We start from the raw sequence: 12,114 nt of genomic DNA on the forward strand, positions 1-12,114 counted from the left end.
CCAGAGCACCGTGAGACAACAGAGGCCGTGACCCCAGCCTCCTGCACGAACTCAGTCCATGATTCTTGAAATGCGGAACATCCGCAAAACCTTCCCCGGCGTGGTCGCACTCAACCAGGTGAACCTGAACGTGCGTGCCGGCGAGATCCACGCCATCGTCGGCGAGAACGGCGCGGGCAAGTCCACGCTGATGAAGGTGCTCTCGGGCGTCTACCCCCATGGCAGCTACAGCGGCGAGATCGTCTTCGAGGGCCAGGAGCGCCGCTTCGACGGCATCCGCGACAGCGAGCACCTGGGCGTGATCATCATCCACCAGGAACTGGCCCTGGTGCCCCTGCTCTCCATCGCCGAGAACATCTTCCTGGGCAACGAGACGGCGCGCCACGGGGTGATCGACTGGATGGCGGCCCACAGCAAGGCCCAGGCCCTGCTGAAAAAGGTGGGCCTCAAGGAATCGCCCGAGACCCTGGTCACCCACCTGGGCGTGGGCAAGCAGCAGTTGGTGGAGATTGCCAAGGCGCTGTCGCGCCAGGTGCGCCTCCTGATCCTGGACGAACCCACGGCCAGCCTCAACGAGAACGACAGCCAGGCCCTGCTGGACCTGCTGCTGGAGCTCAAGAAGCAGGGCATCACCTGCATCCTGATCTCGCACAAGCTCAACGAAATTTCGCGCGTGGCCGATGCCATCACCGTGCTGCGCGATGGCAGCACGGTCGAGTCACTCGACTGCCGCACCGGCCTGGTCAGCGAAGACCGCGTGATCAAGGCCATGGTGGGCCGCGAAATGGCCGACCGCTACCCGCCGCGCCAGCCCGACATCGGCGCCACCGTGTTCGAGGTGCGCAACTGGCGTGCCCACCACCCGCAACACGCCGAGCGCGAGGTCATCAAGGGCGTGGACCTGCATGTTCGGCGCGGCGAGATCGTGGGCATCGCCGGCCTCATGGGCGCGGGCCGCACCGAGCTGGCGATGAGCATCTTCGGCAAGTCCTGGGGCCAGCGCATCAGCGGCCAGGTGCTGCTGAAGGGCCAGGAGATCGACGTGGGCACGGTGGAGAAGGCCGTGCGCCACGGCCTGGCCTATGTGACCGAGGACCGCAAGGGCAACGGCCTGGTGCTCAGTGAAGACATCCAGTTCAACGTCTCGCTGGCCAACCTCTCCGGCATCTCCACCGCCACGGTGATGGACCCCGGGCGCGAGCACCAGGTCGCGCAGGACTACCGGCGCCGGCTGCGCATCCGCTGCTCGGGCGTGGACCAGAAGACCGTGAACCTCTCGGGCGGCAACCAGCAGAAGGTGGTGCTGGGCAAGTGGCTGTTCACCAACCCCGAGGTGCTCATCCTCGACGAGCCCACGCGCGGCATCGACGTGGGCGCCAAGTACGAGATCTACACCCTGATCGCCCAGATGGCGGCCGAGGGCAAGTGCGTGATCGTGATCTCGTCGGAGATGCCCGAACTGCTGGGCATCACGGACCGCATCTACGTGATGAACGAAGGGCGCTTCGTCGCCGAGATGCCCACTTCTGACGCAAGCCAGGAAAAGATCATGCGCGCGATAGTGAAAGCCAGTTGACATGACCCCAATGACCCCCTCCTCCACCGCCACGCTCGCCAACTCCTCCGCGGAGGCGCCGGCCGGCAACGACAAGCCGATGCTCGAACACCTCAAGCACAACTTCCGTGAATACGGCATGTTGATCACGCTGGTGGCCATCATGGGCTTCTTCCAGTACATGACCGACGGCACGCTGATGCAGCCGCTCAACCTCACCAACTTGCTGCTGCAGAACAGCTACATCGTCATCATGGCGCTGGGCATGCTGCTGGTGATCGTGGCAGGGCACATCGACCTCTCCGTGGGCTCGGTCTGCGGCTTCATCGGCGCGCTGGCCGCCGTGCTGATGGTGGAGTACCACTGGCATTTCCTGCCCGCATCGCTGGTGTGCCTGCTGTGCGGCGGCCTCATCGGTGCGCTGCAGGGCTGGTTCGTGGCCTTCTCGCGCATCCCGTCCTTCATCGTCACGCTGGCGGGCATGCTGGTGTTCAAGGGCCTGGCACTGGCGCTGCTGGCCGGGCAATCGGTGGGGCCTTTCCCCGCGGGCTTCCAGATGCTCAGCTCGGGCTTTCTGCCCGACCTGTTCAGTGTGGAGGGCTTGAAGCTCACCTCGCTGCTGCTGGGCGTGGCCGTGGCCGTCACACTGGCCGTGGCCGGGGTGCGGGCGCGCGCCAACCGCCTCAGGCACGGCGTGCAGGCCGAGCCGCTGGCCTTCTTCGTGGCGCGAACGGCGGTGTTCGCGGCGCTGCTGGTCTACTTCTCGTACCTGCTGGCCTCGTACAAGGGCCTGCCCAACGTGCTGGTGGTCATGGCGCTGTTGATCGTGCTGTTCGACTTCGTCACCAGCCGCACCACCATTGGCCGCCGTATCTACGCCATGGGCGGCAACGAGAAGGCGGCCAAGCTTTCGGGCATCAAGACCGAGCGCCTGTCGTTCTATGCCTTCATCAACATGGGCGTGCTCGCCGCCCTGGCCGGCCTGGTCTTCGCCGCGCGGCTGAACACCGCCACGCCCAAGGCCGGCCTGGGGTTCGAGCTCGACGTGATCGCCGCCTGCTTCATCGGCGGGGCCTCGGCCTCGGGTGGGGTGGGCAAGGTCATGGGCGCGGTGATCGGCGCCTTCGTGATGGGGGTGATGAACAACGGCATGTCCATCCTGGGTATCGGCATCGATTACCAGCAGGTCATCAAGGGCGTGGTGCTGCTCGCCGCTGTGCTGGTCGACGTCTACAACAAGAACAAGGCCTGAAAGCCCATGGACGTGACCACCGATCACACCCTTGCTCCCGTGCTGCAGCTCACGGGCATCCACAAGCAGTTTGCGGGCATCCCTGTGCTGCGCGACGTGCAGCTGAACCTGTACCCGGGCGAGATCCACGCCCTCATGGGGCAGAACGGCGCGGGCAAGTCCACGCTGATCAAGGTGCTCACCGGCGTGCTCGAAGCCAGCGGCGGCCAGATGCGCCTGGCCGGTCAGGCCGTGTGGCCCGATTCGCCGTTGGCCGCCCAGCGCCTGGGCATCAGCACGGTGTACCAGGAGGTCAACCTCTGCCCCAACCTGTCGGTGGCCGAGAACATCTTTGCCGGCCGCTACCCACGCTGCGGCATCGCCCAGGGCTTTCGCATCGACTGGGCCACGCTGCACCAGCGTGCGCGCGAACTGGTGGCGCGCATCGGCCTGTCCATCGACGTCACGCGCCTGCTCTCGGACTACCCGGTGGCCGTGCAGCAGCTGGTGGCCATTGCCCGGGCGTTGAGCATCGAGGCCAAGGTGCTGATCCTGGACGAGCCCACCTCCAGCCTCGACGACGACGAGGTGCAAAAACTCTTCGAGGTGCTGCGCCGCCTGCGCGGCGAGGGCCTGGCCATCGTCTTCGTGACGCACTTCCTGAACCAGGTGTATGCCGTGTCGGACCGCATCACGGTGCTGCGCAACGGCGCCTGGATGGGCGAATGGGCGGCGGCCGACCTGCCGGCGCAGGCGCTGATCAATGCCATGCTGGGACGCGAGCTGGCCGCGCAGTCCACCGAGCCGCCTGTTTCGCCGCAGTTCGATGGCGCGAGCACCGCCCTGCTGCAGGCCGAGGGCCTGGGCCAGAGCGGCCAGTTGCAGCCCCTGGACCTGAAGGTGCGGGCCGGCGAGGTGGTGGGCCTGGCTGGCCTGCTGGGCTCGGGCCGCACCGAGCTGGCGCGCCTGCTGTTCGGCCTGCAGGCGCCCGACCGCGGCGTGCTGCGCATCGATGGCAAGGCAGTGGCCTTCGCCAACCCCATGGATGCGATCCGCGAGGGCCTGGCCCTGTGCCCCGAGGAGCGCAAGACCGATGGCATCGTGGCCGAGCTCTCGGTGCGCGAGAACATCGCCCTGGCACTGCAGGCGCGCATGGGCATGGGGCGCTTTCTGTCGCGTGCCGAGCAAACAGCGATTGCCGAGCGCTACGTGAAGCTCCTGGGCATCAAGACCAGCAGCGTGGACACGCCCATCGCGCTGCTTTCGGGCGGCAACCAGCAAAAGGCGATCCTGGCGCGCTGGATGGCCATCGAGCCGCGCCTGCTGATCCTGGACGAGCCCACGCGCGGCATCGATGTGGCTGCCAAGCAGGAAATCATGGAACAGATCCTGCGCCTGGCCCAGGCCGGCATGGCCGTGGTCTTCATCTCCTCCGAAATGAGCGAGGTGGTGCGCGTGGCGCACCGCATCGTGGTGCTGCGCGACCGCCGCAAGGTTGGCGAGCTGCCCGCCGGCAGCAGCGAAGAAGCCGTGTACGAACTGATTGCCGCCGAAAATGCCTGACGCACCTACCCCCTCCTTGTTTGCCGCTGCGCTGCGCCACCGGCTCACCTGGCCGCTGGTCACGCTGGCCCTGCTGCTGGCCGTGAACACGGCGTTCAACGCCAGCTTCCTGCACATCGAGTGGCGCGACGGCCACCTCTACGGCAGCCTGGTCGACATCCTCAACCGCGCGGCACCGCTGGCGCTGGTGTCGCTGGGCATGACCATGGTGATCGCCACGCGCGGCATCGACATCTCGGTGGGTGCGGTGGTGGCCATCGCCGCCGCCGTGGGCGCCTGGATGATCGGCGGCTCGGTCTCGGGCACCGAGAGCCGCTTTCCCCTGCCGCTGGCGATGGCCGGCGCCATTGGCGCGGCACTGCTGTGCGGGCTGTGGAACGGCCTGCTGGTGGCCAGGGTGGGCATGCAGCCCATCATCGCCACGCTGATCCTCATGGTGGCCGGGCGCGGCATCGCCCAGTTGATCACCGATGGGCAGATCATCACCATCTACTACGGGCCCTTCTTCTTTCTGGGCGGGGGCTACCTGCTGGGCCTGCCGTTTTCGCTGTTCGTGCTGGCCGCGGTGTTCTTCGGCCTGTACCTGGCGGTCACACGCACGGCGCTGGGCCTGTTCATCCAGGCGGTGGGCATCAACCCGACCGCGGCACGCGTGGCCGGCGTGCAGTCGCGCCGCCTGGTCATCGCGGCCTACACATTCTGCGGCGTGTGCGCAGGCATCGCGGGCCTGCTGATCAGTTCCAACGTGAAGAGCGCGGACGCCAACAACGCCGGCCAGATGCTGGAGCTCGACGCCATCCTGGCCGTCACGCTGGGCGGCACGGCACTGACCGGCGGGCGCTTCAGCCTGGTGGGCAGCGTCATCGGCGCGCTCATCATCCAGACGCTGACCTACGCCATCTATTCGCTGGGCGTGCCTCCCGAGATCAACCTGGTGGTCAAGGCCGTGGTGGTGTTCATCGTGATGCTGCTGCAGTCGCCCGACTTCCGCGCCCAGGTGGGTGCCCTGGTGCGCCGCCCCGCGGCCGGGGGAGCGCTGTCATGAGCGGCGGACACAGCCCCGCCCTGGATGCGGCACCCACCAGCGCCACGCCCGCCACAGCGCCAGCGCGCCCAACGACTCCGACCCGCATGCGCCTGAACCCCAAGTACCTGCCGCTGGCAGCCACCATCGCGCTGTTCTTGGCCATGGCCACGGCGGGCTCGGTGCTCTACACGGGCTTCTTCTCGGCCCAGGTGTTCCTCAACCTGCTGATCGACAACGCCTTTCTGATCATCGTCGCGGTGGGCATGACCTTCGTGATCCTCTCGGGCGGCATCGACCTGTCGGTGGGCTCGGTGGTGGCGCTGACCACCATGGTGCTGGCCAGCCTGGTGGAGCACCACCACTGGAGCCCGCTCACCGCCATCCCGCTGGTGCTGGTCATGGGCACGGTGTTCGGGGCCTTCATGGGCTTTCTGATCGAGCGCTTTCGGCTGCAGCCCTTCATCGTGACGCTGGCGGGTATGTTCCTCGCGCGCGGCCTGTGCTACCTGATCAGCATCGACTCGATCAGCATGGCGGACGAGGCGTATTCCGAGTTGGCGCAGTGGCGCCTGGAGTTGTGGGAGGGTGCCTCGCTCTCGCTGGGCGCACTGATCGCCATGGCGGTGCTGCTGGCCGCCATCTTCGTCGCGCACTGCACGCCCTTCGGGCGCAACGTGTATGCCGTCGGCGGCAACGAGCACTCGGCCGTGCTCATGGGCCTGCCGGTGCGCGCCACGGTGATCGGGGTTTACACGCTCTCGGGCTTCTGCTCGGCACTGGCCGGCGTGGTGTTCACCTTCTACATGCTCTCGGGCTACGGCCTGCACGCCACGGGCATGGAACTCGACGCCATCGCCGCCGTGGTGATCGGCGGCACCCTGCTCACGGGCGGCGTGGGCTATGTGGCCGGCACGCTGTTCGGCGTGCTGATGCTCGGAATCATCCAGACCCTGATTTCCTTCGACGGCACGCTCAGCTCCTGGTGGACGCGCATCGTCGTCGGCGTGCTGCTCTTCGTCTTCTGCCTGCTGCAGCGCCTGCTCACGCACCGCAGCGGCAAGCCTTCCTGAATTCCACGAATCACCTCTCCCAAAACCACAACAGCATGACCTCCTCCCCGCGCAAGCTCCGCTCCGCCGAATGGTTCGGCACCGCCGACAAGAACGGCTTCATGTACCGCAGCTGGATGAAGAACCAGGGCATCCCGGACCACGAGTTCGATGGCCGCCCCATCATCGGCATCTGCAACACCTGGTCCGAGCTCACTCCCTGCAACGCCCATTTCCGCAAGATCGCCGAGCACGTCAAGCGCGGCATCTACGAGGCGGGGGGCTTTCCGGTCGAGTTCCCGGTGTTCTCCAACGGCGAATCCAACCTGCGCCCCACGGCCATGCTCACGCGCAACCTGGCCAGCATGGACGTGGAGGAAGCCATCCGCGGCAACCCCATCGACGCGGTGGTGCTGCTCGTCGGCTGCGACAAGACCACCCCGGCCCTGCTGATGGGCGCGGCCAGTTGCGACGTGCCGGCCATCGTGGTCACGGGCGGGCCCATGCTCAACGGCAAGCTCGACGGCAAGGACATCGGCTCGGGAACGGCCGTGTGGCGGCTGCATGAGTCGCTGAAGGCGGGCGAGATCAACGAGCACCAGTTCTTCGCGGCCGAAGCCGGCATGTCGCGCTCGGCCGGCACCTGCAACACCATGGGCACGGCCAGCACCATGGCCTGCATGGCCGAGTCGCTGGGCACCTCGCTGCCGCACAACGCGGCCATCCCGGCCGTGGACTCGCGCCGCTATGTGCTGGCCCACATGTCGGGCCGGCGCATCGTGGAGATGGCGCACGAAGGGCTCACGCTCTCCAAGATCCTCACGCGCGAGGCCTTCGAGAACGCCATCCGCACCAACGCCGCCATCGGCGGCTCGACCAACGCGGTGATCCACCTGAAGGCGATTGCCGGCCGCATCGGCGTGCAGCTGGACCTGGAGGACTGGACACGCATCGGCCGCGGCACGCCCACCCTGGTGGACCTGCAGCCCTCGGGCCGCTTCCTGATGGAAGAGTTCTACTACGCCGGTGGCCTGCCCGCCGTGCTGCGCCGCCTGGGCGAGAACGGGCTGCTGCCGCACCCCGACGCCCTCACCGTCAACGGCAAGAGCCTGTGGGACAACGTGCGCGAGGCGCCGCAGTACAACGACGAGGTGATACGCCCGATCGACAAGCCACTGATCGCCGATGGCGGCATCTGCATCCTGCGCGGCAACCTGTCGCCGCGCGGCGCGGTACTCAAGCCCTCGGCCGCCTCGCCCGAGCTGCTCAAGCACCGCGGCCGCGCCGTGGTGTTCGAGAACCTGGAGCACTACAAGGAGCGCATCGTCGACGAAGACCTGGACATCGACGCCAGCTGCGTGATGGTGATGAAGAACTGCGGCCCCAAGGGCTACCCCGGCATGGCCGAGGTGGGCAACATGGGCCTGCCGCCCAAGCTGCTGCGCCAGGGCGTGAAGGACATGGTGCGCATTTCGGACGCGCGCATGAGCGGCACGGCCTACGGCACGGTGGTGCTGCACGTGGCGCCCGAAGCCGCCGCGGGCGGCCCGCTGGCCGCCGTGCGCGATGGCGACTTCATCGAGCTCGACTGCGAGCAGGGCCGCCTGCACCTCGACATCAGCGACGAGGAACTGGCCGCGCGCCTGGCCGCGCTCTCCAACACCGACATGGGCGGGCGTGGTGGCTACCAGCGGCTGTATGTGGACCATGTTTTGCAGGCCGACGACGGTTGCGACTTCGACTTCCTCGTCGGCTGCCGGGGTTCCGCCGTACCACGCCACTCGCACTGAACCTTGACCCGTAGACCATGCCAACAACGACATCCCCCCAGTCCCCACGCTACCGCGGCATCTTCCCCGTGGTACCGACCACCTTCCACGAAGACGGCACGCTGGACCTCGCGAGCCAGAAGCGCTGTCTCGACTTCATGATCGATGCCGGCGTGGACGGCCTGTGCATCCTGGCCAATTTTTCCGAGCAGTTCTCGCTGTCCGACGCCGAGCGCGAGACCCTGACCCGCGTGTCGCTCGAACATGTGGCCGGCCGCGTGCCCGTGATCGTGACCACCACCCACTACGGCACGCGCGTCTGCGCTGAGCGCAGCCGCGCCGCGCAGGACATGGGCGCCGCCATGGTGATGGTGATGCCGCCCTACCACGGCGCCACCTTCCGCGTGCCCGAGGCGCAGATTTACGAGTTCTATGCGCGGGTGTCGGATGCCATATCCATTCCCATCATGGTGCAGGACGCGCCGGCCAGCGGCACCGTGCTGTCGGCGCCGTTCCTCGCGCGCATGGCGCGGGAGATCGAGCACCTGGCCTACTTCAAGATCGAGGTGCCGGGCGCCGCCAGCAAGCTGCGCGAGCTGATCCGCCTGGGCGGCGCAGCCATCGAGGGGCCTTGGGATGGCGAGGAAGCCATCACCCTGCTGGCCGACCTCGATGCCGGCGCCACGGGCGCGATGACGGGCGGCGGCTTCCCCGATGGCATACGCCCCATCCTCGAAGCGCACCGCCAGGGCGATGCCGACCAGGCCTTCGCGCTGTACCAGCGCTGGCTGCCGCTCATCAACCACGAGAACCGCCAGGGCGGCATCCTCACCGCCAAGGCGCTCATGAAGGAAGGCGGCGTGATCGCCTGCGAGGGCGGCCGCCACCCCTTCCCGGGCATGCACCCCGAAGTGCGCCGGGGCCTGATCGACATTGCACGCCGGCTGGACCCGCTGGTGCTGCGCTGGGCACGTTGAGCCATGGCACAGCACCCACCAAGCACCGGCGATACCGCCGCCCTGATCGGGCTGGACTGGGGCACCAGTTCGCTGCGCGCCTTCCGCTTCGATGCCACGGGCCAGGTGCAGCAGATGCGCCACCGGCCCTGGGGCATCATGAACCTGCCGGCCGCAGCCGATGGCCGGGCCCATGCCACGCCGGCCGCTGCCTTCGAGCACGCCTTCGACGATGTCTGCGGTGACTGGCTGCAGGCCCAGCCCGGCATCCCCGTGTTGGCCTGCGGCATGGTGGGCAGCGCCCAGGGCTGGCGCGAGGCCACCTACCTCGAAGCGCCCACCTCGCTGGACCACCTGGCGCGCGGGCTCACGGTGGTGGCGCACAGCGCCGGCCCGCGCGTGCACATCGTGCCCGGCCTGCTCCAGCGCGGCGAGCTGCCCAATGTGATGCGTGGCGAAGAGACGCAGGTGCTGGGCGTGATGGCGGCTTCGGCCCTGCCCCACCAGTCCCCGGTGCTGATCGGCCTGCCGGGCACGCACAGCAAGTGGGTGCTGGCGCGCCGGCGCTCCATCGCGCAGTTCCACACCTTCATGACCGGCGAGGTGTTTGCCGCACTGCGCGGCCACACCATCCTGGGCCGCACCATGCAGCCGGCCGAGGCGCCCGATGACGCGGCCTTCGCACGCGGCCTGCAGGTGGCGCGCTCGGCCGAGGCCTCGCTGGGCCTGCTCTCGCACATCTTCAGCACGCGCACGCTGGGCCTCACGGGCGCCTTGCCCGGCACGGCCCAGGCCGACTACCTGTCGGGCCTGCTGATCGGCCACGAGGTGGCGGCGCTGGCGGCCCAACAGGCGCCGGGTGCCACGCCCGCGCACGTGGTGCTCTGCGGCGAGCCCGACCTGTGCCGGCGCTATGCCCTGGCGCTCGCGGCATACGGCCTGCCTGCCCCCGAAATGGCCGACAACGCCACCGCGCGCGGGCTGTGGCAGATCGCCACGGCCGCTGCACTGGTGGCCCCTACCGACCCACGCAGCACGGAGGCTGCACGATGACTCTTTCCTCTTCTTCAGAACTCTTGGCCAACGCCATGCGCCACTGCGGCCTGGTCGCCATCCTGCGCGGTGTGCAACCCGGGGAGGTGGTGGCCATCGGCCAGTCGCTGTACGCGGCTGGCTTTCGCACCATCGAGGTGCCGCTCAACTCGCCCGAGCCGCTGGCCAGCATCCGCGCGCTGCGCGACGCCCTGCCGGCCGATGCGCTGATCGGCGCCGGCACGGTGATCCGCCCCGAGGACTGCGCCGCCGTGGCCGCGGCCGGCGGGCAGATCGTCGTCATGCCGCACAGCGATGCGGCAGTGATCCGTGCCGCCAAGGCGGCCGGCATGGGCTGCGCACCGGGCGTGGCCACGCTGACCGAGGCCTATGCCGCGCTGGCGGCCGGGGCCGATGCGCTCAAGCTCTTTCCGGCCGAGGCGCTGGCGCCCGCCGTGCTCAAGGCCTGGCGCGCGGTGCTGCGCCCGCCGGTGGCGCTGCTGCCCGTGGGCGGCATCACGCCCGATGGCATCGCGGCCTATGCGCAGGCCGGTGCCAGCGGCTTTGGCCTGGGATCGGCGCTGTACAAGCCCGGTGACAGCGCCGCCGACGTGGCGCGCCATGCGGCGGCCTTCATGCAGGCCTGGCGCGCGTCCTACCCCGCCCCCTGACCGATCCGACTGCCCACCCCTTTTCCGACGAGCCGCTCCCCATGAAGATCACCCGACTGACCACATTCATCGTGCCACCGCGCTGGTGCTTTCTGAAAATCGAGACCGACGAGGGCATCGTCGGCTGGGGCGAGCCCGTGCTCGAAGGCCGGGCCCACACCGTGGCCGCCGCCATCGAGGAGCTGGGCGACTACCTCATCGGCAAGGACCCGCGCCACATCGAGGACCACTGGACGGTTCTGTACCGCGGCGGCTTCTACCGCGGCGGCGGCATCCACATGAGCGCACTGGCCGGCATCGACCAGGCGCTGTGGGACATCAAGGGCAAGGCGCTGGGCGTGCCGGTCTCCGAGCTTCTGGGCGGCTGCGTGCGCGACCGCATCAAGGTCTACAGCTGGATTGGCGGCGACCGGCCGAGCGAGACCGCCGCGGCGGCCAAGGCCGCCGTGGACCGCGGCTTCACCGCCGTGAAGATGAACGGCACTGAGGAGATGCAGTACGTGGACAGCTTCGACAAGGTCGAGAAATGCCTGAAGAACGTGGCTGCCGTGCGCGAGGCGGTGGGGCCCAACGTGGGCATCGGCGTGGATTTCCACGGCCGGGTGCACAAGCCCATGGCCAAGGTGCTGTTCAAGGAGCTCGACCCCTACCGGCTGATGTTCATCGAGGAGCCGGTGCTCAGCGAGCACTACGAGGCGCTCAAGGAGCTGGCCCACCTGTCCTCCACCCCCATCGCACTGGGCGAGCGGCTGTACTCGCGCTGGGATTTCAAGCGCGTGCTGTCCGAGGGTTATGTGGACATCATCCAGCCCGACCCCTCGCACTCGGGTGGCATCACCGAGACGCGCAAGATCGCCTCCATGGCCGAGGCCTACGACGTGGCCCTGGCCCTGCACTGCCCGCTGGGGCCGATTGCGCTGGCGGCCAACCTGCAGCTCGACGGCGTCTGCTACAACGCCTTCATCCAGGAGCAGAGCCTGGGCATCCACTACAACGCCAGCAACGACCTGCTCGACTACGTGTCCAACGGCGAGGTGTTCGCGTACCAGGACGGCATGGTGGCCATCCCCCAGGGCCCTGGCCTGGGCATCGAGGTCAACGAGGCCTATGTGCGCGAGCGCGCCTCCGAAGGCCACCGCTGGCGCAACCCGGTCTGGCGCCACAAGGACGGGAGTTTCGCGGAGTGGTAGAACCCCGGGGATGACCGCGCCGTGAGCGTGGTGGAAAATACTGTATTTACAATCAGTATTTTGACCACCCT

The 12,114-nt window shown here is 68.2% G+C and carries 10 protein-coding genes; all 10 read left to right on the forward strand.

Features of this window, described 5'->3' with window-relative positions; all coding sequences use genetic code 11:
* Positions 1-58 precede the first annotated feature (58 nt).
* Genes mmsA through dgoD form a run of 10 tightly spaced genes read left to right on the forward strand, consistent with a single transcriptional unit; the run spans position 59 to position 12,043 of the window.
* Positions 59-1,576 carry a multiple monosaccharide ABC transporter ATP-binding protein gene (gene mmsA / locus AC07PF_RS12935; protein WP_494612144.1) on the forward strand — a complete coding sequence of 506 codons (1,518 nt, stop codon included), beginning with the start codon at positions 59-61 and terminating at the stop codon, positions 1,574-1,576.
* A 1-nt stretch (position 1,577) separates the two neighbouring features.
* On the forward strand, positions 1,578-2,807 hold the full coding sequence (gene mmsB / locus AC07PF_RS12940) for a multiple monosaccharide ABC transporter permease (RefSeq protein ID WP_494612145.1): 1,230 nt from the start codon (positions 1,578-1,580) through the stop codon (positions 2,805-2,807).
* Positions 2,808-2,813: 6 nt separating this feature from the next.
* Entirely contained in the window at positions 2,814-4,349 is a 1,536-nt protein-coding gene (locus AC07PF_RS12945) for a sugar ABC transporter ATP-binding protein (protein ID WP_494612146.1), read from the forward strand.
* Complete coding sequence (locus AC07PF_RS12950; protein ID WP_494612147.1) at positions 4,342-5,394, forward strand: ABC transporter permease; 1,053 nt, start codon at positions 4,342-4,344, stop codon at positions 5,392-5,394. The genes AC07PF_RS12945 and AC07PF_RS12950 overlap by 8 nt, the downstream gene beginning before the upstream one ends.
* Entirely contained in the window at positions 5,391-6,446 is a 1,056-nt protein-coding gene (yjfF, locus tag AC07PF_RS12955; RefSeq protein ID WP_494612148.1) for a galactofuranose ABC transporter, permease protein YjfF, read from the forward strand. Before AC07PF_RS12950 ends, yjfF begins: the two co-directional genes overlap by 4 nt.
* A 35-nt stretch (positions 6,447-6,481) precedes the next feature.
* Positions 6,482-8,215, forward strand: coding sequence for an IlvD/Edd family dehydratase (locus tag AC07PF_RS12960; RefSeq protein WP_494612149.1), 1,734 nt, complete (start codon positions 6,482-6,484; stop codon positions 8,213-8,215).
* Between the two features lie 17 nt (positions 8,216-8,232).
* Complete coding sequence (locus tag AC07PF_RS12965; protein ID WP_494612150.1) at positions 8,233-9,171, forward strand: dihydrodipicolinate synthase family protein; 939 nt, start codon at positions 8,233-8,235, stop codon at positions 9,169-9,171.
* Positions 9,172-9,174: 3 nt separating this feature from the next.
* Positions 9,175-10,203: a 2-dehydro-3-deoxygalactonokinase gene (locus tag AC07PF_RS12970; RefSeq protein ID WP_494612151.1), complete on the forward strand. Its 1,029-nt coding sequence runs from the start codon at positions 9,175-9,177 to the stop codon at positions 10,201-10,203.
* The gene (locus tag AC07PF_RS12975) at positions 10,200-10,853 is read left to right on the forward strand and encodes a 2-dehydro-3-deoxy-6-phosphogalactonate aldolase (protein ID WP_494612152.1); all 654 of its coding nucleotides are present in this window, start codon (positions 10,200-10,202) and stop codon (positions 10,851-10,853) included. Before AC07PF_RS12970 ends, AC07PF_RS12975 begins: the two co-directional genes overlap by 4 nt.
* 41 nt (positions 10,854-10,894) lie before the next feature.
* A complete protein-coding gene (gene dgoD, locus AC07PF_RS12980; RefSeq protein ID WP_494612153.1) occupies positions 10,895-12,043 on the forward strand; it encodes a galactonate dehydratase in 1,149 nt (382 codons plus the stop codon).
* The last annotated feature ends 71 nt before the right edge of the window (positions 12,044-12,114 follow it).

This window comes from Acidovorax sp. GW821-FHT10A04 (assembly GCF_059415825.1).